The 22,094-nt window shown below is 65.7% G+C and carries 25 protein-coding genes and 2 tRNA genes; 14 read left to right on the forward strand and 13 right to left on the reverse strand.

Features of this window, described 5'->3' with window-relative positions; genetic code table 11:
- Position 1: 1 nt before the first annotated feature.
- Complete coding sequence (locus H0P51_RS27135; protein WP_180919258.1) at positions 2-934, reverse strand: ABC transporter substrate-binding protein; 933 nt, start codon at positions 932-934, stop codon at positions 2-4.
- A gap of 105 nt (positions 935-1,039) precedes the next feature.
- On the opposite strand from H0P51_RS27135, the gene H0P51_RS27140 reads away from it, so the two are divergent.
- Positions 1,040-1,405 carry a LapA family protein gene (locus H0P51_RS27140; protein ID WP_180915859.1) on the forward strand — a complete coding sequence of 122 codons (366 nt, stop codon included), beginning with the start codon at positions 1,040-1,042 and terminating at the stop codon, positions 1,403-1,405.
- A gap of 2 nt (positions 1,406-1,407) precedes the next feature.
- On the opposite strand, the gene H0P51_RS27145 is transcribed toward H0P51_RS27140, so the two are convergent.
- A complete protein-coding gene (locus H0P51_RS27145; protein ID WP_180915860.1) occupies positions 1,408-2,454 on the reverse strand; it encodes a phosphotransferase family protein in 1,047 nt (348 codons plus the stop codon).
- A 333-nt stretch (positions 2,455-2,787) separates the two neighbouring features.
- Positions 2,788-3,396, reverse strand: a complete 609-nt coding sequence (locus tag H0P51_RS27150) for a histidine phosphatase family protein (RefSeq protein WP_180915861.1) — start codon at positions 3,394-3,396, stop codon at positions 2,788-2,790.
- Positions 3,397-3,479: 83 nt separating this feature from the next.
- Here H0P51_RS27150 and H0P51_RS27155 point away from each other — a divergent pair, with 83 nt between their 5' ends.
- The 5 genes from H0P51_RS27155 to H0P51_RS27175 are packed head-to-tail and all read left to right on the forward strand — an operon-like array spanning position 3,480 to position 8,221.
- A complete protein-coding gene (locus H0P51_RS27155) occupies positions 3,480-4,553 on the forward strand; it encodes a phosphotransferase family protein (RefSeq protein ID WP_180915862.1) in 1,074 nt (357 codons plus the stop codon).
- Position 4,554: 1 nt separating this feature from the next.
- On the forward strand, positions 4,555-5,319 hold the full coding sequence (locus H0P51_RS27160; RefSeq protein WP_180915863.1) for an SDR family NAD(P)-dependent oxidoreductase: 765 nt from the start codon (positions 4,555-4,557) through the stop codon (positions 5,317-5,319).
- Between the two features lie 27 nt (positions 5,320-5,346).
- On the forward strand, positions 5,347-6,654 hold the full coding sequence (locus H0P51_RS27165; RefSeq protein WP_180915864.1) for an acyl-CoA dehydrogenase family protein: 1,308 nt from the start codon (positions 5,347-5,349) through the stop codon (positions 6,652-6,654).
- A complete protein-coding gene (locus tag H0P51_RS27170) occupies positions 6,651-7,253 on the forward strand; it encodes a TetR/AcrR family transcriptional regulator (RefSeq protein ID WP_180915865.1) in 603 nt (200 codons plus the stop codon). The genes H0P51_RS27165 and H0P51_RS27170 overlap by 4 nt, the downstream gene beginning before the upstream one ends.
- Positions 7,253-8,221: an NADPH:quinone oxidoreductase family protein gene (locus H0P51_RS27175; protein WP_180915866.1), complete on the forward strand. Its 969-nt coding sequence runs from the start codon at positions 7,253-7,255 to the stop codon at positions 8,219-8,221. Before H0P51_RS27170 ends, H0P51_RS27175 begins: the two co-directional genes overlap by 1 nt.
- Positions 8,222-8,287: 66 nt before the next feature.
- Here the strand turns inward: H0P51_RS27175 and H0P51_RS27180 are convergent, their stop codons facing one another.
- On the reverse strand, positions 8,288-10,162 hold the full coding sequence (locus tag H0P51_RS27180; RefSeq protein WP_425488937.1) for an alkyl/aryl-sulfatase: 1,875 nt from the start codon (positions 10,160-10,162) through the stop codon (positions 8,288-8,290).
- 150 nt (positions 10,163-10,312) lie between these two features.
- Here H0P51_RS27180 and H0P51_RS27185 point away from each other — a divergent pair, with 150 nt between their 5' ends.
- A complete protein-coding gene (locus H0P51_RS27185) occupies positions 10,313-10,780 on the forward strand; it encodes a lipoprotein LpqH (protein WP_180915868.1) in 468 nt (155 codons plus the stop codon).
- Position 10,781: 1 nt separating this feature from the next.
- Here H0P51_RS27185 and H0P51_RS27190 read toward each other — a convergent pair whose 3' ends face one another.
- From H0P51_RS27190 to H0P51_RS28765, 4 genes are all read right to left on the reverse strand, one after another.
- Positions 10,782-12,293 carry a sensor histidine kinase gene (locus H0P51_RS27190; protein WP_180915869.1) on the reverse strand — a complete coding sequence of 504 codons (1,512 nt, stop codon included), beginning with the start codon at positions 12,291-12,293 and terminating at the stop codon, positions 10,782-10,784.
- Complete coding sequence (gene tcrX, locus H0P51_RS27195) at positions 12,271-12,975, reverse strand: two-component system response regulator TcrX (RefSeq protein ID WP_180919259.1); 705 nt, start codon at positions 12,973-12,975, stop codon at positions 12,271-12,273. The genes H0P51_RS27190 and tcrX overlap by 23 nt, the downstream gene beginning before the upstream one ends.
- Positions 12,976-13,134: 159 nt before the next feature.
- The gene (locus tag H0P51_RS27200; RefSeq protein WP_180915870.1) at positions 13,135-13,290 is read right to left on the reverse strand and encodes a DUF6131 family protein; all 156 of its coding nucleotides are present in this window, start codon (positions 13,288-13,290) and stop codon (positions 13,135-13,137) included.
- A gap of 11 nt (positions 13,291-13,301) precedes the next feature.
- On the reverse strand, positions 13,302-13,553 hold the full coding sequence (locus H0P51_RS28765; protein WP_246398244.1) for a hypothetical protein: 252 nt from the start codon (positions 13,551-13,553) through the stop codon (positions 13,302-13,304).
- 256 nt (positions 13,554-13,809) lie between these two features.
- Here H0P51_RS28765 and H0P51_RS27205 point away from each other — a divergent pair, with 256 nt between their 5' ends.
- Positions 13,810-14,634: a hypothetical protein gene (locus H0P51_RS27205; RefSeq protein ID WP_180915871.1), complete on the forward strand. Its 825-nt coding sequence runs from the start codon at positions 13,810-13,812 to the stop codon at positions 14,632-14,634.
- Between the two features lie 21 nt (positions 14,635-14,655).
- Here the strand turns inward: H0P51_RS27205 and H0P51_RS27210 are convergent, their stop codons facing one another.
- Complete coding sequence (locus H0P51_RS27210; protein ID WP_180915872.1) at positions 14,656-15,600, reverse strand: class I SAM-dependent methyltransferase; 945 nt, start codon at positions 15,598-15,600, stop codon at positions 14,656-14,658.
- A gap of 176 nt (positions 15,601-15,776) precedes the next feature.
- Between H0P51_RS27210 and H0P51_RS27215 the strand changes: the two genes are divergently transcribed.
- Both H0P51_RS27215 and H0P51_RS27220 read left to right on the forward strand, forming a co-directional pair.
- Positions 15,777-16,808, forward strand: coding sequence for a phosphotransferase family protein (locus H0P51_RS27215; RefSeq protein ID WP_180915873.1), 1,032 nt, complete (start codon positions 15,777-15,779; stop codon positions 16,806-16,808).
- 33 nt (positions 16,809-16,841) lie between these two features.
- Positions 16,842-16,982 carry a hypothetical protein gene (locus H0P51_RS27220; protein ID WP_180915874.1) on the forward strand — a complete coding sequence of 47 codons (141 nt, stop codon included), beginning with the start codon at positions 16,842-16,844 and terminating at the stop codon, positions 16,980-16,982.
- 28 nt (positions 16,983-17,010) lie between these two features.
- Here the strand turns inward: H0P51_RS27220 and H0P51_RS27225 are convergent.
- Positions 17,011-17,083 (reverse strand) — tRNA-Arg (locus tag H0P51_RS27225).
- Between the two features lie 29 nt (positions 17,084-17,112).
- Positions 17,113-17,204: transfer RNA gene (locus tag H0P51_RS27230), tRNA-Ser, on the reverse strand.
- A gap of 82 nt (positions 17,205-17,286) precedes the next feature.
- On the opposite strand from H0P51_RS27230, the gene H0P51_RS27235 reads away from it, so the two are divergent.
- Together H0P51_RS27235 and H0P51_RS27240 are read left to right on the forward strand one after the other, a co-directional pair.
- Positions 17,287-18,357: a pyridoxal phosphate-dependent aminotransferase gene (locus H0P51_RS27235; protein WP_180915875.1), complete on the forward strand. Its 1,071-nt coding sequence runs from the start codon at positions 17,287-17,289 to the stop codon at positions 18,355-18,357.
- Positions 18,354-18,815 carry a DUF4334 domain-containing protein gene (locus tag H0P51_RS27240; protein ID WP_180915876.1) on the forward strand — a complete coding sequence of 154 codons (462 nt, stop codon included), beginning with the start codon at positions 18,354-18,356 and terminating at the stop codon, positions 18,813-18,815. The genes H0P51_RS27235 and H0P51_RS27240 overlap by 4 nt, the downstream gene beginning before the upstream one ends.
- 17 nt (positions 18,816-18,832) lie before the next feature.
- Here H0P51_RS27240 and H0P51_RS27245 read toward each other — a convergent pair whose 3' ends face one another.
- Positions 18,833-19,417 (reverse strand): TIGR03086 family metal-binding protein, encoded by a 585-nt coding sequence (locus H0P51_RS27245; protein ID WP_180915877.1) that lies wholly within the window; start codon positions 19,415-19,417, stop codon positions 18,833-18,835.
- A gap of 24 nt (positions 19,418-19,441) precedes the next feature.
- Between H0P51_RS27245 and H0P51_RS27250 the strand changes: the two genes are divergently transcribed.
- Positions 19,442-20,266: a crotonase/enoyl-CoA hydratase family protein gene (locus tag H0P51_RS27250; RefSeq protein WP_180915878.1), complete on the forward strand. Its 825-nt coding sequence runs from the start codon at positions 19,442-19,444 to the stop codon at positions 20,264-20,266.
- Here the strand turns inward: H0P51_RS27250 and H0P51_RS27255 are convergent.
- Positions 20,253-20,633, reverse strand: coding sequence for a hypothetical protein (locus H0P51_RS27255; RefSeq protein WP_180915879.1), 381 nt, complete (start codon positions 20,631-20,633; stop codon positions 20,253-20,255). The two genes, H0P51_RS27250 and H0P51_RS27255, sit on opposite strands and share 14 nt — an antisense overlap.
- A gap of 56 nt (positions 20,634-20,689) precedes the next feature.
- Here H0P51_RS27255 and lipE point away from each other — a divergent pair, with 56 nt between their 5' ends.
- The gene (gene lipE / locus H0P51_RS27260) at positions 20,690-21,925 is read left to right on the forward strand and encodes a lipase LipE (protein WP_180919260.1); all 1,236 of its coding nucleotides are present in this window, start codon (positions 20,690-20,692) and stop codon (positions 21,923-21,925) included.
- Positions 21,926-22,094: the final 169 nt, after the last annotated feature.

Here is a 22,094-nt window from a genome sequence, read left to right on the forward strand (position 1 = left end):
GTCACTGCCCGACCGGATGGTCGAAACCGTTGTCGTGCACCCATTTGCGGGCCGCCTGGTCGGGGTCGACGCCGCTGTTGCCCGATACCGCAGCATTGAGTTCAGCGATACCTTTTGTGGTCAACTTCGCCGACACCGCGTCCAGCACGTCCTTGAGCCGATCGGACTTCTTCTGCGAATTCACCAGCGGCACAATGTTACCGGCTAGGAAATTGTGATCTGGATCCTCTAGCACCACAAGATGGTTCTGCAACACCGACGGGGAGGTGCTGAAAATGTTGGCGGCGGTGACATTTCCCTCGACCAGCGCCCGCACCGTCACCGGACCACCGCCGTCGTTGATGGTCACGAAATTGCCAGGGCTGACGTCGAGGCCGTACTTCTGCTTGAGGCCGGGCAGTCCCGACGGCCGCGTCGCGAACGCCGAAGGCGCCGCGAAACGCACGTCGGCGGAGTGTGCGGCCAAATCGGCGATGGTCGTGAGGCTCCACTTGGCGGCAGTCGCCGCGGTGACCGTGACGGTGTCGGTGTCGGAGGCCGGTGCCGGCGTGAGCAGCGACAGATCACCGGGCAGGCGTCTGTAGAGCGCCAATTCCACGTCGTCAAGCAACGTCGCGGTAGCTGTGGGCTCGAAGTAGAGCAGCAGGTTGCCGATGTACTCCGGCACCAGATCGACGGAATGGTCTTTGAGCGCGGGGATATACGTTTCGCGGCTGCCGATCCCCATCCGCCGACCGACCTCGAAGCCGTTGGCCTGCAATGCCTGTGCATAGATTTCGGCCACGAGCTGCGACTCCGGGAAATCACCCGACCCGACCACGATAGATTTCGTGCCGCCCGCCCCGGAGCCGAACGGGTCGGGATTGCTGCACGCGGCCAGTAGGCACACCACCGCCGACCACACCACCGCACCGAGAGCCACGCGCCGCAGCATTCTCACCTTGCCGACACTAACCGTTTCCGTCCGCCCGACAGCGCTTCCCGCGAGTTTCCCGCGTGGTTGGTTTCAATCCGCCCGGGATGGGAGAAAGATAGAAACATGAGCAGCAATATCCCGGGTTCGCCGTCCGAGAATCCCGTGCCCGACCAGCCGCCCGCGCTTACCCCGGAAGAGCGCTCCCGTCCCCTTCCCAAGGACAGGGCGTCCACGTTCACTCGCGCCGGCGCACTCTGGACTTCGCTGATCCTGGGCTTCTTGGTGCTGATCCTGCTGCTGATCTTCGTCACCCAGAACCTCGACCCCGTCAAACTGTCGTTCCTGGGCTGGCAATGGACGTTGCCGCTTGGGGTGGGGATGCTGGTCGCGGCGATCGGCGGCGGGCTGATCACCTTCGCGGTGGGGACGGCACGCATCGTTCAGTTGCGCCGCGCGGCCAAGAAGAACCTCGCCGCCGCCATTCGTTGACCTCAGCTCATCTTGGCGATCTCGCCAAGCCCGCGGGAGATCAAGGGCGCCACCACGTCGGGTGCATCATCAGATCCGTCTCGACCATCAGCTTGCTCGGACATGCGGCGGCGGAAGTCGATGCCCGCCGCGATAATCGCCAGCTTGAAATAGGCCAGCGCCATGTAGAACTCCCAGGGCCCCAGTGCGTGTCCGGAGACCAGCGAATACCGGTCTGCCAATTCGTCGGCCGAAGGCAGCAACGGCGATGTCCAGGCCGCCTGCGTGTCGATGATCAGGTCCAATGCCGGGTCGCGATACACGCACATCAGCGCTGCGTCACTGATCGGGTCGCCCAGCGTCGAGAGTTCCCAGTCCACGACGGCGCGCACGATGGTGGGGTCTTCGGCGTCCAGGATGGTGTTGTCGATGCGATAGTCGCCGTGCACGATCGACGTCCTGCTCTGCTTCGGAATGGCCTGCTGCAATGCGGAGTGCAGCTTGGCCACGTCACCGTCACGGCGGTCGTCGGGCAGCCGCACCAGTTCCCACTGCGAACCCCACCGCCGCACTTGGCGTTCCAGGTAGCCGTTGGGTTTGCCGAAGTCGCCCAGCCCAACCGATTCCGGGTCGATGCTGTGCAGATCGACGAGAACCCGGATTAGCGCGTCGACACAGCCGTCGATGGCGCGACGGCCCAGCGATTCCAGTTGGGTGCGCCGGCGCACCACCTGCCCAGCGACGAACTCGACGATCTGGAACGGCCCACCCAACACCGAGTCGTCCTCGCACAGCGCGATCGCGCGCGCCACCGGAACCGGGGTGTCCCGCAGGGCTGCCACCACTTTGTATTCGCGGCTCATGTCGTGCGCCGACGGTGTCAGCCCGTGCAGTGGCGGACGGCGAACCAGCCAGCTGGTCGCATCGTCGTAGACGCGGAAGGTCAGATTGGAACGGCCACCGGAGATGAATTCACCGTGCAACTCGCCGTCTCGGGCGATACCCAGTGAACGCAGATACCCGTCCAGCGCGGCTAGGTTCAAGCCGTCAAGTCGGTCCACTGATGTCACCGGACTTGTTTACCACCGAGGGTTGCTCGGGATTGAATCACCACCTTTGAATTAGTTCGCTCCTCCACACGGCGCAACACGCCGCGCATCGTCGACTCACCCCCGCCGAATTCGTTCGCTCCTCCACACGGCGCACCGCGCCGCGCATCGTCGACTCACCCCCGCCGAATTCGTTCGCTCCTCCACACGGCGCAACACGCCGCGCATCGTCGACTCACCCCCGCCGAATTCGTTCGCTCCTCCACACAGCGCACCGCGCCGCGCATCGTCGACTCACCCCCGCCCGAATTCGTTCGCTCCTCCACACGGCGCACCGCGCCGCGCATCGTCGACTCACCACCTTTGATTCCGAGGCAGCAGATCCCACACGTGTTCGGTGCCGTTGACGCTGGCCACTGTCCCCTGGCCGCTCCGGGAGAACAACAGCCGCGTCACCGACGCATAGTCGATCGGGAAGGACAACAACCGCGCGGTGCCCAACATCTCGTGTAACACCACGTTGATGACCCCGCCGTGACTGAACGCCGCGACGGTGTCGTCGGGCTCCGCCGCCGCGACGAGGTCCTCAATGGCGGCACGCACCCGCCCACGGAATGCGTCCTCGTCGACCGCGCTCGGCAGGTGTCCCTGCGCCATACGCGCCCATTCGTCGGGGAATTCGGCCTTGATCTGCTCGACGGGAATGTAGGAATGCAGGTCGCGGTCGTACTCGGCGAGTCGGTCATCGATCTCGATCTCTAGCTCCCGAGCCTGTGATACGGGCTCGGCGGTCTGGATCGCGCGCCGCTGCGGACTGGAGACCACCCGCCTGATGGGAAACCTGGCCAGCGCCTCGGGCAGACGCGCACCCTGCTGGACGCCCGTCTCGGAAAGGTCGGGGTCGGCCCCTTCGCCGGGTTCGCTGCGCAGCGGCAACGCGTGCCGCACCAGGATTAGTTGCATGGCCTAAGCTTCGCACGCTCATTTTGGCTCTTCCCACGGTCGCGGAGAATGATATTCTCCATGCAGAGAGTGGGGTGTGCACTATGGCCGATGCCGGCAAGCCGCAAGCGGGTGTAACGCAACTGGATGCAGGTGCGCTAGGTCGCTGGCTGGACGCCCAGGGCGCGCCGGGCAGCGGCGAAGTGCCGGTCGCTGAACTGCTCAGCGGCGGATCTCAGAACACCCTGTACCTGCTGCACCGCGGGAACGAGCGGATGGTCCTGCGGATGCCAGGCCCCCGCGCCGACGCCGCCCGTATCGACGGGCTGCTCCGGGAGATCCGGTTGGTGCGCGCCCTGTCCGGCACCGACGTGCCGCACGCGGAGTTGATCGCGGCCGACGAGACCGGCTCGGTGCTGGGTATGCCGTTCTACGTGATGAACGCCATCGACGGGTGGAGCCCGATGGAAGGCGGGTGGCGCGCGCCGTTCGACTCTGATCTGACGTCGCGACGCGAGCTGGCTTTCCAACTCATCGACGGTGCTGCGCGGCTGGGCCGGGTGGACTGGCGTGCTCAGGGCCTGGAGGGTTTCGGCCGCCCGGACGGATTTCATGAACGCCAGGTCGATCGGTGGCTGCACTTCCTGGACGCTTACAAGGTGCGCGAACTGCCTGGCCTGGAGGAGGCTGCGGACTGGCTGCGGCGGAACCGGCCCGATCACTACAAGCCCGGAATCATGCACGGTGACTATCAATTCGCCAACGTGATGTTCGCCCACGGTGCCCCGGCTCGGCTGGCCGCGATCGTGGACTGGGAGATGACTACGGTCGGCGATCCGTTGCTCGACCTGGCGTGGTCGCTGTTGGGTTACGACGGTGAGGAGCCGCGGGCCGCCGGGTTCTATCTGGACATGAGCGGCATGCCCAAGCGCTCCGAACTGCTGGAGCATTACGAGAGAGTCAGCGGGCTGTCCACCGAGAACATCGACTACTACCTGGTGTTGGCCAACTGGAAGCTGGGCATTGTGCTGGAGAAGACCTATGCCCGTGGGGTCCGTATGGGGACCGAGAAAGGCGGCGTCGATCCGAAGATCAAGGACGCGTTCGGAGCGATGATCCCGCAACTGATCGCCACCGCAGCCGAGATGGCCCGCACGTTGCCCGCCAAGGTGCGATGAAATGGGTTATGCAGAACAGCTTTTCGATCTCACCGACCGGGTGGTGCTAATCACCGGGGGCAGCCGCGGCCTGGGCCGCGAGATGGCTTTTGGCGCGGCCCGTTGCGGCGCCGACGTGGTAGTCGCCAGCCGCAACCTGGACAACTGCGTGGCCGTCGCCAAAGAGATCGAGTCCGAAACCGGCCGCACCGCACTTCCGTACCAGGTGCACGTGGGCCGGTGGGATCAGCTTGACGGGCTGGTCGAGGCAACCTACGACGCGTTCGGCAAGGTCGACACCCTGATCAACAACGCGGGCATGTCGCCGCTGTACGACAAGCTCACCGACGTCACCGAGAAGCTGTTCGACTCGGTCGTCAACCTCAATCTCAAAGGGCCGTTTCGGCTGTCGGCACTGGTGGGCGAGCGGATGGTGGCCGCAGGGCGCGGCTCGATCATCAACGTGAGCACTGCCGGATCGATACGCCCGACACCCGACATCATTCCGTATGCTTGCGCCAAGGCCGGCCTGAACGCGATGACCGAAGCACTGGCCAAAGCGTTCGGGCCGACGGTTCGGGTCAACACCCTGATGGCTGGGCCTTTCCTCACCGACGTCAGCAAGGCATGGAACCTCGATCAGGCCAACCGAAACCCGTTCGAACAGCTCTCACTCAAGCGCGCCGGCGATCCATCCGAAATCGTCGGCGCCGCACTGTTTCTGGCGTCCGACGCATCCAGTTTCACCACCGGCTCCATCCTGCGGGCCGACGGCGGCATCCTCTGACCGGCCCTCAGCAGAAGGAGATTCGTTATGGCGTGGGACTTTTCCACCGAACCAGAGTTCGAGAAGAAGCTGGAATGGGTGCGCCAATTCGTCCGCGACGAGGTGGAGCCGCTGGAGGTGCTGTTCCCCGGTTGCGAGTTCCTGCCGCTGGACGATGAACGCCGCCGCATCGTCGACCCGCTCAAGCAGCAGGTCCGCGACCGGGGCCTGTGGGCACCGCATCTAGGACCCGAACTGGGCGGGCAGGGCTTCGGCGCGGTGAAACTGACGCTTATCAACGAGATCCTGGGCCGTAGCCCTTGGGCGCCAATCGTATTCGGAACCCAAGCCCCCGACACCGGCAATGCCGAGATCATCGCCCGGTTCGGCACCCAGCAACAGAAGGACCGCTACCTGGACGGGCTGCTGTCCGGTGAGATCTTCTCCTGCTTCTCGATGACCGAGCCGCAGGGTGGAGCCGATCCGCGGGTCTTCACCACCCGGGCCGTGCGCGACGGTGACGACTGGGTGATCAGCGGTCGGAAGTTCTTCTCCTCCAACGCCGCCGTCGCATCGTTCTTCATCGTCGTGGCGATCACCGATCCTGACGTGCCGGTGCACCACGGCGCTTCGACCTTCCTGGTCCCGGCCGGGACACCCGGCCTGACGATCGAAGCCAACCACCACCTGGTTGGGGCGGATCCCCACGAGCCGGGACACTCGCTGGTGCGCTACGACGACGTGCGGGTGGGTCCCGACGCACTGCTGGGCGACGCCGGCCAGGGGTTCTTGATCCTGCAGACGCGGTTGGCGGGCGGCAGGCTGCACCACGCGATGCGCTCGCTCGGGGTGGCGCAGCGGGCAGTCGAGATGATGTCGCGGCGCGTGAAAAGCCGCTTCACTCAAGGCGGTTTGCTGGCCGAGAAGCAGATGGTGCAGGAGTTCATCGCCGACTCCTACACCGAGTTGACACCATTTCGGCTGACCGTACTGCACGCCGCGTGGCTGATCGACAACGGTAACGAACGCGCCGCTCGTGCCGAGATAGCAACCTGCAAGATCTTGGCATCTCAGGTACTCAAATCCATTGGCATGCGCGCGATCCAGGTCCACGGGGCGCTCGGGCTCAGCGACCAGCTACCACTGGTCAACACGCTGCTGGGGGGTATCGCGCTGGGACTGGCCGACGGACCGACCGAGGCTCACAAGGTGAACCTGGCCCGGATGCTGCTCAAGGGCTACCAGGCCGAGGAAGGTGAGTGGCCCAGCGAGATGCTGGACGTTCGCCGCGAGGCGGCCCGCGAGAAGTATGCCGGATTGATCGATCGCGTTCCGGCGCTTCCCGATTCGCCATGAACAGCAGGGTCGCCGCGGCCGTCGAGCGGGCCCTCGATGACCGGCAGCGCGGTGCGACCGAGGAGGTGGAGCGCATCCTGGCCGCCGCGGTGCGGGTGATGGAGCGGGTAGCCCCCGAGCCGCCGCGGGTCAGCGACATCGTGGTCGAGGCCGGCTCGTCGAACAAGGCGTTCTACCGATACTTCGCCGGCAAGGACGATCTGATCCTGGCCGTGATGGAGCGCGGGGTCGGGATTGTGGTGTCTTACCTCGAACATCAGATGGCCAAGGAAACCCGGCCGCGGGACAAGATCGCCCGCTGGGTCGAGGGTGCGCTCGCTCAGGTCGCTGACCCTCATCTGATCAGCATGAGTCGCGCGGCGGCCGGACAGTTGTCGAATTGGCATGCCGCCGAACAGGAAATGATGCGGCCGCTGCGGGGACTGCTGGTCGACCCGGTGACCGCGCTGGGCAGCGCCGACGTCGAGCGCGACGTCGAGGCCGTCTACGGTTGCACGGTGGCAATGATGCGACGTTACGTGGGGTCGGGTGACCGGCCGGGGCCGGACGACATCGGGCATCTAGTCCGGTTCTGTCTGCTCGGTCTGGGAGTCAGCTGATGCGCGCGATCGTCTGCAATGCCTACGGGCCCCCCGAGGATCTCGCGCTCACCGAGGTGGCCGACCCGGTGCCGACGCCTGGACAGGTGCTGGTGCGGGTGCACGCCGCGGCCGTCAACTTTCCCGATGTGTTGTTCGTCGCCGGCAAGTACCAGGTGAAGATCCCGCCGCCGTTCATACCCGGCAACGAGATCGCCGGAGAGGTGGTAGCGGTCGCCCAAGGCGCGGCGTTCGACGTGGGCCAGCGGGTGTTTGGCACCACGTTCGGCGCGTTTGCCGAGCTCGCACTGCTCGACGCGTCCGTCGGCGAGCTGATCCCCGACGGCGTCGACTTCGGTTCTGCGGCAGCATTCGGCGTGACCTACCGGACGGCCTATCACGCGCTGCGCTCGGTGGCCGAAGTAAAGGCCGGTGACTGGGTTGTGGTGCTCGGAGCGGCTGGCGGGGTGGGCCTGGCCGCGGTAGACCTGGCCGTCGCAATGGGTGCGAAGGTACTGGCGGCGGCGTCCAGTCCAGAGAAGCTGCAACTGTGCCGGGAGCGTGGCGCGCACGCCACCGTCGACTACGACCGCGAGGACCTGAAGCTGCGCATCCGGGAACTCACCGGCGACAGCGCCCGGGTGGTCCTGGACCCCGTCGGCGGCGGCTACGCCGAACCGGCGCTGCGCGGGCTGGCCCGCGGCGGCATGTTCGTCACCCTCGGCTACGCGGCCGGGTCCATCCCGGCTATCCCGCTGAACCTGGTCATGCTCAAAGACGTCACCATCCGCGGCATGGAGATCCGCACCTTCATGAGCGATTACCCCGACGAATGCGCACGCGACCTCGCCGAGCTGTCGCAGATGTTCGCCGCGGGCAAGATCCGGCCGTATATCGGCGCCCGCTTCCCGCTAGCCGAAACGCCTGCGGCACTGCGCTATGTAGCCGACCGCAAAGTCCTCGGCAAGGTCATCATCGACGTCCCGTAGTTGCGCGAGCAGACGCAAAAGCACCGTGGAGCGCACGCTCCCACGTGCTTTTGCGTCTGCTCGCGCTCAGGGGGTGACGATGTTGAAGCTGGGGTTGGGTGCGTCGAGCACACCCAACAGTGCTTGCAATGCGCTCTGGTCGCCGGACAGCTCGAGCCCCGGTGAGTTGAAGTCACCGAGCGCCACGAGCAAGAGCCGAAACTTGTTGGCCAGCTTGACCGTAACGGTGGCGGTGGCCGGATCGGCTGGGACACGGCGGTGTATCAGCACACCGTTGCGCAAGGCCAGGCGGTAGTTGGCGTCCATATCCTCGAACGTGACGTCGACGCTGATGTCAAGATCCCAGCTGCGCGGCCCGTTCACCCGGATGGCCAGGCCATCGAAAACCTGCTCGGGCGTCAACTGCGCCAGCAATGTCGGCGACGTGACCTGCGTGGCCGTCCCGAAGTTTCCCGACCGCAATTCGGTGGCCCCGCCGAGGAAGAAGTTGCGCCAAGTCGCGTTCTCGGCGCCGTAGCCCAGCTGTTCCAACGTGTCGGCGTACAGCTCGCGCGCCCCCGCGTGGTGCTCGTCGGTAAATATCGCGTGATCGAGTAGCGTTGCTGCCCAACGGTAATCACCTTCATCGAAGGCGGCCCGGGCGAGTTCGACCACCCGGTCGACGCCGCCGATGGCAGCAACATAGCGTGGCCCCAGCACTTCAGGGGGGTGCGGCCACAACCGGCCTGGATTGCCGTCGAACCAGCCCATGTAGCGCTGATAGACCGCCTTGACGTTGTGGCTGACCGAGCCGTAGTAGCCGCGGGCGTGCCAGGCCTGCTCTAAAGCCGTTGGCATCTGGAACATTTCGGCGATCTCGACGCCGGTGTAGCCCTGGTTCAGCAGCCGCAACGTCTGGTCGTGTAGATACGCGTAGAGATCTCGCTGCAGCGACAAGAATTCCACGATGCGCTCGCGTCCCCACGTTGGCCAGTGATGAGACGTGAACACCACATCGGAGCGGTCGACGAACGTGTCGATCGCCTCGGTCAGGTAACCGGCCCAGGCATGCGGATCCCGCACCAGCGCACCGCGCAGCGTCAGCAGATTGTGCAGGTTGTGGGTGGCGTTCTCGGCCATGCACAGCGCACGGAATTGCGGGAAATAGAAATGCATTTCGGCGGGCGCCTCGGTGCCCGGCGCCATCTGGAACTCGATCTGCACACCGTCGATCACGTGCGTCTCCCCCGTCGCCCGGATGTCGACCGTGGGGACGATCAGGGCCACCTCGCCGGTCGAGGCGACCTGACCGAGACCGCACCCCACCTGTCCTTGCGGGCCGCGGTCCAGCAGCGCACCGTACATGTAGCTGGCGCGGCGTGTCATCGCCGGGCCCGCGTAGACATTCTCCTGCACGGCGTGCGCTGTGAATCCCTCCGGAGCCAGGATGGCGACCTTGCCGGCGTCGACGTCGGCCTGCGAAGTGACACCGAGAACGCCGCCGAAGTGATCGACGTGGCTGTGGGTGTAGATCACCGCGACCACCGGACGTTCACCGCCGCGGTGGGTCCGGTACAACTGCAGCGCCGCGGCGGCGGTCTCGGTGGACACCAGTGGGTCGATGACGATTACCCCAGTGTCGCCCTCTACGAAGCTGATGTTGGAGATGTCGAATCCGCGGACCTGGTAGATACCCGGCACCACCTCATAGAGGCCCTGCTTGGCCGCCAGCGTGGACTGTCGCCACAGGCTGGGGTGTACCGACGTGGGCGCCGGCCCGGTGAGAAATGAGTAGGCGTCGTTGTCCCACACCACCCGGCCGTCGGCCGCCTTGATCACGCATGGGGACAGGGCGGCAATGAAGCCGCGGTCGGCGTCGTCGAAATCCCGGGTGTCGTGCACCGGCAGCGAATAATTTGCGTGTGCTGACTCGATGGCGGCGGAAGGTGATTTGTGGTCCACCGCCAATACCTTGCCACCATCGCGGTCCGTCGAGTTAAGGAACTATCGAGGAATTTTGCGCGGTCTCTAGACCCCGGGTCCGGTTCAACCGCATACTGCCGGGGCGGTCCTCAATGGTGACGGATCGTTACCTCGGGCAAAGGAGCACAGGTGAAGCGTGGACTGACGGTTGCGGCGGCCGCGGCGGCCATTCTGGCGGCAAGTCTTTCGGGCTGTTCGAGCAACAACAAGCCGGCAAGCAGCGGCTCCTCCAGCGCCGCCCCGGGCGGAGGCGGCAACGCCTCGTCGAAGGTTCTCATCGAAGGCCAGGATCAGCACGTCAGCGGAACGACCGTGTGCACCACCGTCGGCGGCACCGTCAACATCGCGATCGGCGGGCAGGCGACCGGGATTGGCGCCGTGCTGTCCGACGGCAGTCCGCCCGAGGTGAAGTCCGTTGCGCTCGGCAACGTCAACGGTGTCACCCTCGCCTACGCCCCGGGAACTCCCGACGCCAAGGCCGAGGCGACCAAGAACGGCAGCAGCTACAAGATCAGCGGAACAGCCACCGGTGCGGACATGGCCAACCCGACGGCGATCGTCAAGAAGTCGTTCGAGATCGACGTCTCCTGCCCCTGAGCTAGTTCGGCGACGGTGCGGTTGCCGAGCCGTTAACGGGCAACCGCACCGCAAACTCGGTACTACCGGGTGAGCTGTGCACTGTGATCTTCCCGTTGTGGGCGCGGACGACAGCGGACACAATCGCCAGGCCCAGCCCGGTACTGCCGCCTTTGCGAGACCGCGAGGTGTCGCCGCGCACGAACCGCTCGAACACCTCTGACTGCTGAGCCTGCGGAATGCCGGGACCGTTGTCGACGACCTGCAGCAGCGCGTGCGTCGGCTCAGCGGTCAACCGGGTGGTGACCACGGTGCCTGCGCCGGTGTGCACCCGGGCGTTGGCCAGCAGGTTGGCCATCACCTGGCGCAGTCGGGCCTCGTCTCCGACGACCACCACCGGCTCGGGTGGCAGATCGAGCTCCCACTCGTGGTCGGGTCCCGCGATATGCGCGTCGCTGACCGCGTCGACGGCGAGCCGGGACAGATCCACCGGTTCCCGCTCCAGCGGACGCCCGGAGTCCAGTCGGGCCAGCAGCAACAAGTCCTCCACGAGCCGGGTGATGCGCTCGGTCTCCGAGGCCACCCGGCTCATGGCATGCGCCACCGCCTCTCGATCGTCGCCGTCCTTGCCCATGCGCTGGGCGAGTTCGGTGTAGCCGCGGATCGCGGCCAGCGGGGTCCGCAGTTCGTGACTGGCGTCTGCGACGAACTGGCGGACCCGGGTCTCGCTGGCCTGACGCGTCGACAGCGCCGCGGCGATGTGGTCGAGCATCCGGTTGAGGGCCGAACCCAGCTGCCCCACTTCGGTATTGGGGTTGGCGTCGGATTCGGAGACGCGCACCGGCAGTTCCACCTCACCGCGGTCCAGCGGCAGCTCGACGACCTTCGTCGCGGTCTGCGCAACTCGGCCCAGTGGGGCCAGCGCACGCCGGATGATCACCACGCCGGCGGTGGTCGCGGCGGCCAGTGCGATCAGGGTGACGATGCCGAAGATGACCAGCATGCGCAGCATGGTGGCGTCGATGTTCGACATCGACAGGCCGGTGACAATCAGATCTTCGCGGTTGCGGCTCGGGGCGGCCATCACCCGGTAGCGCCCCAGCCCGTCGAGGTCCAAGGTCACCGGCGACCGGCTACCCGCGATCCGCTCCAGCTGCTGCTGGGCGGTCGGGGTCAGTGCGGCCCGGGATCCGCTGCCGGTCAGGTAACCGGCGTCGACGGTCTTGCCGTCAGTGACCACAGCCGCGACCATGCCGGCCGGCTGGCCCGGCGCGTCCAGAAACCTCGGACCCGGTCCGCTCTTCACCGTGCGCGATTCGTGACGACGAGGCGGGTCGGGATACATCAGCGACGAGCGGTACGACGTTCCGCTCAGTTGGCTGTCGAGTTGCGCCAGCAGGTGGTGGCGCAGCGACAATTCGGTTGCCCCGGTGATCCCGACGCAGACGATCGCCAGCACAGCAACCTGCCCAACCAGGAGCCGCAGGCGCAGCGACCAGACTCCCGGCCTCCTAGCGCGCCGGCTTGAGGACATAGCCTGCGCCGCGCAGCGTGTGGATCATGGGTTCGCGTCCATTGTCGATTTTCTTGCGCAGGTAGGAGATGTAGAGCTCGACGATGTTGGAGCGGCCACCGAAGTCGTAACTCCACACGCGGTCCAGGATCTGCGCCTTGCTCAGCACCCTCTTGGCGTTGCGCATCATGAATCGCAACAACTCGAACTCGGTCGACGTCAACGAGATTGGTTCGCCGGCACGGGTCACCTCGTGGCTGTCCTCGTCCAGGACGAGGTCGCCGACGACGAGCTGGGCACCGCTGTCGACGGTTGTCACCCCGGTGCGCCGCAGCAATGCGCGCAGCCGCAGCACCACCTCTTCGATGCTGAAGGGTTTGGTGACGTAATCATCTCCGCCGGCGGTCAATCCGGCGATGCGGTCTTCCACCGCATCCTTGGCCGTCAACAGCAACACCGGCAGGCGCGGATTCTCCTGCCGGAGCTTGTGCAGTACATCCAGACCGCTCATGTCGGGCAACATCACATCGAGAACAACGACGTCGGGTCGTTCGGCGCGCGCGGTGGCAATCGCCGACGAGCCGTCACCTGCGGTGGCGATATTCCAGCCCTCGTAACGCAGGGCCATCGACACCATTTCCGCGAGGACAGGTTCATCATCGACCACCAGCACGGTGACCGGCTGGCCATCCGCGCGGCACATCACTACCCGCTCGACCGAGGTTTTGGGAGACGCCACTCGTCCAGTATCCGGGTATTCCCTTAGGCCGAGGCTATGGCGTTGCTGTGTGGCTGCTATGAAACGGTCGCGTGACCGCTCTGCGATCACGCGACCTTTCCCCCGCGAGTCGAGGCGGGTCGATTAGTACCAGTAGCGCCGGCCGGCGACCGGGCGACCGATGGATCCCATTGCCCACATCACCGCGCCGACGACGAGGAGCACTACTCCGAGCACCGTCAACAAGTGGACGCCGAAAACAAATCCGAGGATTAGCAGGACGGCACCAACGAGAATCATTGTAGTTTCCTTTACCTAGCAGGGATGAGATCGATTGAATGCATTGCGCTGGGTTGCGGCAGACGTGGTGCGTGGCAGTCCTTAACTTTCGGGTTCACGCCCATGTAATTAAGCGGTCCGGCGATAACCGTCACCGCAACGGTTCCCAGTGAGGCACAACTGGTTTCCTCACCTTTGAAATAGTCGCGCTGCCAGGCTGCGAGGATCCCTATGAGCAGCCACACCAGCACAATTGTGCCCAGAATTCCGCGACCGCGAACCATAGTTGCCTCCGATGTCCCGATGCAATTCCCGTGCCGAGAGCTTTGCCCGTTGCACTCGTGCCTAAACCTGAAATGCGCGTAGAATCTGCGATGCCAACCGCAACAGTCGGTCCGTGGCACGCGCTTTCGACTTGCCTACGGTTGTCACTGATCGGGGCCGGTTCCCTTCCGTTTCGCCCCCTCCGCCGCTGCTGAAGCCGATCAGGCTCGATAGCATGGTGCGACAACCATTGCGGCAAAGGAGGATAACGGCACCGTGACCGACACGCTGTTCGCGGATATCTCGGAATATCAAGTGCCGGTGGATGACTCGTATCCGTATCAGGTGCTATCCATTCGCGTGAGCGACGGGTCCTATGTCGACCACAACTTCGCACGCAACTACGCCTGGATGCGCATCGCCTTGGATACCGGCCAGCTGACCTTCGGAGTCGTGTACACCTACGTGCGGCCGAATTGGCAGGCGAACGTCGATACCGTGCGTTCGACGATCGACGCACAGGGTGGATTGCATCCACGGATAGCGTTGATGCTCGACGTCGAATCCGGTGGCAACCCCCCGGGCGACGGCTCCAGCTGGATCAACCAGGTGTACTGGAACCTGGCGGACTACGCCGGGTCGCCGGGGCGAATCATCGGTTACGCCAACGCCTATGACTTTCTCAACATGTGGCGGCTGCGGCCGGCTGGGCTGCGGGTGGTGGCAGCCGGCTACGGTTCCAACCCCAACCTGCCCGGCCAGGTGGCCCACCAGTACACCGACGGTTCGGGCTACAGCCCCAACCTGCCGCAGGGTGCGCCGCCGTTCGGCCGGTGCGACATGAATTCCGCCGACGGGCTCACACCGCAACAATTCGCCGCCGCCTGCGGCATCACCATGAACGGAGGACCGCTGATGGCACTCAGCGACGAGGAACAGGCCGAGTTGTTGACCAAGGTGCGAGACATCTGGGATCAACTGCGCGGCCCCGACGGAGCGGGCTGGCCACAGCTCGGCCAGAACAGTCAGGGTCAGAACCTGACGCCGGTCGACGCGATCGCGGCCATCAAGAAGGACGTCGAGCAGTCGAAGTCCAGCTGAGCGCGCAGCTACGCGGGTCCGTCAGGGCTTGGGCCGCTGCGCGGAAACGAAAAGCGTTGGTGGCAAGGAGTTTTTCCGTTCACCACCCGACTCGCGACCATACCGGCTCAGCAGTTCTGCGAACGTCTGCGCCGACACCTGCCAGCCCCGATCACGCAACCAGTCGTCGACCGGAGTGCGCTCCTCGGCGTACCAGAGATCGTCGGGGTCCTCGACCTCGACATTGGCGAGCCGAGCGGCGACCGCGCGCATCCGTCGCATGTCCTCGCGCTGCCGTCGTACCAGGTCGGGATCTAGGAAGCCCTCACCGGGAACGTTCGTGGCCAGCCAGCTGCCCGGCGGGCTGAGCGCGTCGATACGTTCGAACAACAAATCCTGGCCCTGTGCGGGCAGGTAGCGCACTAAGCCCTCGGCTGACCAGGCAGTCGGTTGTGAAGCATCAAAACCCGCTTCCTGCAGCACTTTTGGCCAGTCTTTCCGTAGGTCAACGGGAATGCTCACTAGCCGCGACGTCGGCTCTGCGCCGTGACGGCGCAAGGTGGTGGTCTTGAAGTCCAGGACGCGGGGCTGGTCCAGTTCGTAGACGACGGTGCCGTCGGGCCAGGGTAGCCGCCAGGCCCGAGAGTCCAGCCCCGATGCCAGGATCACTACCTGCCGAACGCCCGCGTCGGCCGCGCCGAGGAAGAACTCGTCGAAGAACGCGGTCCGCGTCGCCATGAAGTCGACCATCAACCGCACCCGCGCAACCACTTCCGGATCCACGTCGACGGCGCCGGACAGCAATGCGGGGTTGGCGTAGATGCTCCACACGCCCTCCCCCGCCGCATCCAGGAACACCCGCGCGAACGGGTCTTTGATCAGTGGGTCGTCGCTCTCGGTCTCCACAGCGCGCGCGGCAGCCACACCCAAAGCGGTGGCGCCGACACTTTCGGTGATGTCCCAGGAATCGTTGTCGGTACGCGGCATGCCGCCATTCTTCCAGCCGACCTGTGCGGCAAACGCCCTTCAAGAGTCCCCTACGCTTTTTGCCAGACGGTAGACAGGTTGCAAAGGAGCAGCATGACTCGCAGGCCGCAGAAAGTGTTCGCCGAGCTACCCGATGCCGACTGGGATCCGCAGAACCTGATCATTCGGGCCAAATCATGACCTCGGTTGATCTCGATGCGGTGGCGCGCTGGATGTCCACGCGGGGCCTTGGCGAGGGCCCGTTGCAGGATGTCACCTCGATCACCGGCGGCACGCAGAACATCATGCTGCGCTTTACCCGGTCCGGCCGGTCCTACGTGCTGCGGCGCGGACCGCGGCATCTGCGCACCCGCAGCAACAGCGTGATCCTGCGCGAGACCAGGGCGCTGGCCGCGCTGGCCGACTCCGATGTGCCACATCCACATCTGATCGCAACCTGTGACGACACCAGCGTGCTGGGCGACGCGGTGTTCTACCTGATGGAGCCGATCGACGGCTTCAACGCCGGCGAAGGTCTGCCACCATTGCATGCCGGGAATCCCGAGGTGCGGCACGGGATGGGTCTGTCGATGGCCGACGCGCTGGCCAAACTGGGCGCGGTCGACCACGCCGCGGTCGGGCTCGCCGACTACGGCAAACCCGAGGGGTTTCTGGAACGCCAAGTCCCACGCTGGCTTTCGGAGCTGGCGTCCTACCAAGAGTACGACGGCTACCCGGGACCGGACATCCCCGGCATCGACGAGGTCGCGGGCTGGCTGGAGCGCAACCGGCCGAGCAGCTGGAAGCCCGGAATCATGCACGGCGACTACCACGCAGCCAACGTGATGTTCTCCCGTACCGGCCCGGAAGTGGTCGCTATCTGTGACTGGGAGATGTCCACCATCGGCGACCCGCTGCTGGACCTGGGCTGGCTGCTGGCGACTTGGCGCCAGGACGACGGATCCTCGGTCTTCAGCCACGCCCTGGGCGGCACCGATGGGCTGGCCAGCACCGACGAACTGCTGGCGCGCTATGCGCGGAACACCACCCGGGACCTGTCTCAGATCGACTGGTACACCGTGCTGGCCTGCTTCAAGCTCGGTATCGTGATCGAGGGCACGCTGGCGAGGGCCTGCGCGGGAAAGGCCGAGCGGGAAGTCGGCGACCAGCTACACGCTGCCACAGTGCACCTGTTCGAGCGGGCGCTGCGACTGATCGAGACGCATTAACCGTAGGTCGCTGGGTGCTGCAACAATCGGCTGATGCGCTCCGAACGTTCACCCCACGAGCCGAAACCCGGTGTCACGCGCGAAGACCTGGCACGCTACGCCGACGAGGACCTGATGCGCGAGGTGCAGGACGAAGCGCGACTGCGTGACGAGGCACCACCGCATCATCGGTGATTGCCGAGTGCGGCTGGAAGCTGCCGAGCGCGCCCGAAGGGATTCGAACCCCTAACCTTCTGATCCGTAGTCAGATGCTCTATCCGTTGAGCTACGGGCGCCGGTCTTAAGTTGTCCTGCTGGTGTTGCGTGGCGGAGGCGAGAGGATTTGAACCTCCGGTCCCCTTTGAGGGGGACAACTCATTAGCAGTGAGCCCCATTCGGCCGCTCTGGCACGCCTCCTTGGCCTCCCTGAGGGTACCCGACCGCGGAACCCGGAACCGCCGGAGGCATAGCGTACACAGCCGCGACATATGCTGTCGAAGTGACCGCCCGCCTGCGGCCCGCGCTGGCCGGGCTTCCCGTGTACGTGCCGGGCAAGACGGTGCCCGGCGCCATCAAACTGGCCAGCAACGAAACGGTGTTCGGCCCGCTGCCCAGCGTCCGAGCGGCCATCGAGAACGCCACCGAGCTGATCAACCGCTACCCGGACAACGGGTGCGTACAACTCAAGGCGGCGCTGGCCCGCCACCTCGGTCCCGACTTCGCACCCGAGCACGTCGCGGTGGGTTGCGGATCGGTCAGCCTCTGCCAGCAGCTGGTGCAGATCACCGCGGCGGCCGGCGACGAGGTGATCTTCGGGTGGCGCAGCTTCGAGCTGTACCCGCCGCAGGTCCTGGTTGCCGGCGCCACCCCAATCCAGATCCCGCTGACTGACCACACCTTCGATCTCGACGCGATGTTGGCCGCGGTCACCGACCGCACCCGGCTGATCTTCGTCTGCAATCCCAACAACCCGACGTCGACCGTGGTCGATCCGGACGCCCTGGCCCGCTTCGTCCAGGCCGTCCCGCCGCACATTCTGATCGTCATCGACGAGGCGTACGTCGAGTACATCCGCGACGGCATGGCACCCGCCAGCCTCGGGCTGGTCCGCGTGCACGACAACGTTGTCGTGCTACGCACCTTCTCCAAGGCCTACGGACTGGCGGGACTGCGGGTCGGCTACGCCGTCGGTCATCCCGCCGTTATCACCGCCCTGGACCAGGTCTACGTGCCGTTCACCGCGACGAGCGTCTCCCAGGCCGCGGCCATCGCCTCACTTGAGGCCGCGGACGAACTTCTAGCCCGCACCGACGTCGTGGTGGCCGAGCGCGCCCGCGTCAGTGCGGCATTGCGCGACGCCGGGTTCACTCTGCCGTCGTCGCAGGCAAACTTCGTCTGGTTGCCGCTCGGCGCCCGCACCCAGGACTTCGTCGAGCAGGCGGCCAACGCGCTGATCATCGTGCGTCCCTACGGCACCGACGGTGTGCGTGTCACCGTGACTGCCGCCGCCGAGGAAAATGACGCCCTGCTGCGGTTTGCTCGCGGCTGGATTCGAGGAGGATGCAGATGAGTGCGGCGCGAAAGCAGTTCGAGGCCTTCAAGGAGCGCACCGACACGATCCCGGACGCCGAGCTTGACGACTTCTGGGCGACGCTGGAACCCGCAACCGTCGACGGCATGCTCGGCGAGTGGAAGGGCGGCGAGTTTGTCACCGGTCACAAGATGAACGGCCAGCTGGAGAAGTCGCGCTGGTACGGCAAGACGTCCAAGTCAGCCTCCGACGTACAACCACTGGTGTGCCTGGACGATGCCGGCAACAAGTTCTCCAACGTCGCGATGGGCAAGGGCGAAGCGAGTCTGTGGCTGGAGGAATTCCGCGGCGAGGTCACCGCCACCATGGTCTACGACGGTCAGCCGGTGCACGACCACTTCAAGAAGGTCGACGACGCCGCGGTCATGGGCATCATGAACGGCAAGGGCGTTGTGCATGACGGCAAGTACTTCTACTTCTATCTCGAGCGCGCCTAGGGGCTGAGCGGGTCGCGTTACCGGGCCGGGTTGCGGCCAGTGAAGGCGACCAACCGAGCCAGGGCGCTCGCATCGTCGGGGACGTCGACGGGATCGTCGAAACCGGCCGCGCCGCGTTGTTCGGGCTTGATCACCCGCTGCGAAAGCTCCAGCACGTACTCCGACAGCGAATCGGGGGCATCGACGCCGTGGCCCACCGCGGTCGCGTAATCCCAGGCGTGGACCAAAAACTCGATCGAGAAGACCGACGCCGCAACCCTGGCTGGCATCGAGTTGGGGCCCAGCGCAACCTCGCCCTCCAATCCGTGCTTATGCCATGCATCCAAAGCCGGCCGCGCGGCGCCAATCACCAGGTGCTCCACCGAATCGGTGTCCTGGGGCACCGCGATCTGCGCGCCGACCATGCCCCCCAACGTGGTGATCGAGTTGAGCAGATGCGTGGTCAGCGCCTTGACGTCGTACTCCGCGCACGGCGTCTGCTTGGACTTGTCGTCGCGGCCGATGGGATGCAGTACCTGCCGCAGCACAGCGAGGGTGGCTTCGGCGCTGGCCAGCTCGTCGGTGGGCGGAGAATCCGGTCCGGGTCGCAAGTCTGAGGGCATACTCGCCACGCTACGGTCTGACCTATGGGCGCAACATACGAATCCGTCACGGTCGAGATCAAGGACCGCGTCGCGCAAGTGACGCTGATCGGCCCGGGTAAGGGCAACGCGATGGGGCCCGCGTTCTGGGCGGAGATGCCGGACGTGTTCGCCACGCTGGACGCCGACCGTGAGGTGCGCGCCATCGTCATCGCCGGATCGGGCAGGAACTTCAGCTACGGCCTGGACCTGCCCGCCATGGGCGGCACCTTCGCGCCGCTGATGGCCGACGGAGCGCTGGCCCGCCCGCGCACCGACTTCCACACCGAGCTGCGACGAATGCAGGGGGCGATCAGCGCGGTCGCGGACTGCCGCACCCCAACTATCGCCGCTGTGCAGGGCTGGTGCATCGGCGGCGGTGTCGACCTGATCTCCGCGGTCGACATCCGCTACGCCAGCGCCGACGCGAAGTTCTCCGTCCGTGAGGTCCGCCTGGCGATCGTCGCCGACGTCGGCAGCCTGGCCCGGCTACCGTTGATCCTCAACGACGGGCACCTGCGCGAACTCGCCCTGACCGGCAAGGACATTGACGCCGCCCGCGCCGAGAAGATTGGCCTGGTCAACGACGTGTACGACGATGCGGAGGCCACCCTGGCCGCCGCTCACGCCACCGCGGCCGAGATCGCAGCCAACCCACCGTTGGCCGTCTACGGCGTCAAGGACGTTCTCGACCAGCAACGCATCGCGGCGGTATCGGAAAGCCTGCGCTACGTCGCCGCGTGGAACTCGGCGTTCCTGCCGTCCAAGGACCTGTCCGAAGGCATCGCGGCCACCTTCGAGAAGCGCCCACCGCGCTTCACTGGCGAGTAGCACTCACCCACAGGGCCGCCGCGAGCCAACACGTCGAGATCGCCAGGGCCGCGAACTCGAGCCATCCGACCGTCGCGCCGGCATGGTGACGCGTGTCGATGAGGTGGCTGACCGTATGCAGCGCCCAGTGCACCGTCGCGAAGGCCAGCGCCGGTACCCGCCAGGACGGCCAGCGCAGGGCGGCCAGCAGCAGTAATCCCAACGGCAACTCGAACGAGGCGTTGTCGAGGATGTAGTGAGTGTTGCGAACGCCGAACGCGCCGAGGGTATCGAAGAACGTCCCCGGTGCCAGGATCATGAACAGCCCGAGACCTACCGAGTAAAAGCCGAAAACCAGCAGGATCAACTCGATATAGCGTGTTCGCATTACCCCACGCTAGAACGTTGCCGGACCGTCTCGCGGTCGCGCCACGTACCCTCGCCTTGATGACTCCCGACGGCAAAATCCGCGTTCCCGACGACCTGAACGCCGTGACGGCGACCGGCGAAGAAGACCACTCCGACGTCGACCGCGCCGCCATCGAGCGGATCTGGCAGGCCGCCCGGCACTGGTATCGCGGCGGCATGCACCCCGCCATCCAGCTGTGCATCCGCCGCAACGGCAAGGTCGTACTCAACCGCGCGATCGGGCACGGCTGGGGCAACGCGCCGACCGATGAACCCGATGCAGAGAAGGTCCCGGTCACTACCGACACACCGTTCTGCGTGTACTCGGCGGCTAAGGGAATTACCGCAACCGTGGTGCACATGCTCGTCGAACGCGGTGTTTTCGCCCTCGACGACCGAGTCTGCGAATACATCCCCAGCTACACCAGCCATGGCAAGGACCGGACCACCATCCGGCACGTGCTCACCCACAGCGCGGGCGTCCCGTTCCCCACCGGACCCAAGCCCGACCTGCGCCGAGCCGACGACCACGAGTACGCGCAGGAACAGCTAGGCAAACTGCGGCCGCTGTATCGGCCGGGCCTGGTGCACATCTATCACGCGCTGACCTGGGGCCCGCTCATGCGCGAGATTGTCTACGCGGCCGCCGGCAAAGACATTCGTGAAATCCTGGCGACCGAGATCCTGGATCCGCTGAACTTCCGCTGGACCAATTTCGGCGTGGCCCCGCAGGACATCCCGTTGGTCGCGCCCAGCCATCCGACCGGCCGGCCGTTGCCGCCGGTGATCGCGGCGATCTTCCGCAAAGCAATCGGCGGCACCGTGCACGAGATCATCCCGTACACCAACACCCCCGCGTTCCTGTCGACGGTGGTGCCGTCGTCCAACACCATCTCCACCGCCGACGAGTTATCGCGCTTTGCCGAAATCTGGCGCCGGGGCGGCGAACTCGACGGCGTGCGCGTCATGAGCCCGGAACGCATGTACGGCGCGGTGCAGGAATCTCGACGGCTGCGGCCGGACTTCGCGGTGGGGCTGCAACCGGCCCGTTGGGGCACCGGTTACATGTTGGGCACCAAACGGTTCGGTCCGTTCGGGCGCAACGCGCCCGCCGCGTTCGGCAACCTGGGCCTGGCCAACATCGCGATCTGGGCGGACCCGCAGCGGGGTCTGGCCGCGGGTTTGATCAGTAGCGGCAAACCCGGCCGGGACCCGGAACTCAAGCGCTACACCGCCTTGATGGACACCATCGCCGCCGAGATGCCGATGTAGCGAACGTGCCCGGGGTACCGAAAGGGCTTCCCTCACGCACCGAGCAGCGCAGAATTGGCGAACCAGCCTGTCGATAGCTCGGTTGTCAGGTCAGCGGTGAACATTGGGGGCGGGCCACCCGCCCCGGGATGAATTGCCCGAACTGGGTATTGGCGTGTTCGTCACCCTT

This window comes from Mycobacterium vicinigordonae (assembly GCF_013466425.1).
Lineage (GTDB): Bacteria > Actinomycetota > Actinomycetes > Mycobacteriales > Mycobacteriaceae > Mycobacterium > Mycobacterium vicinigordonae.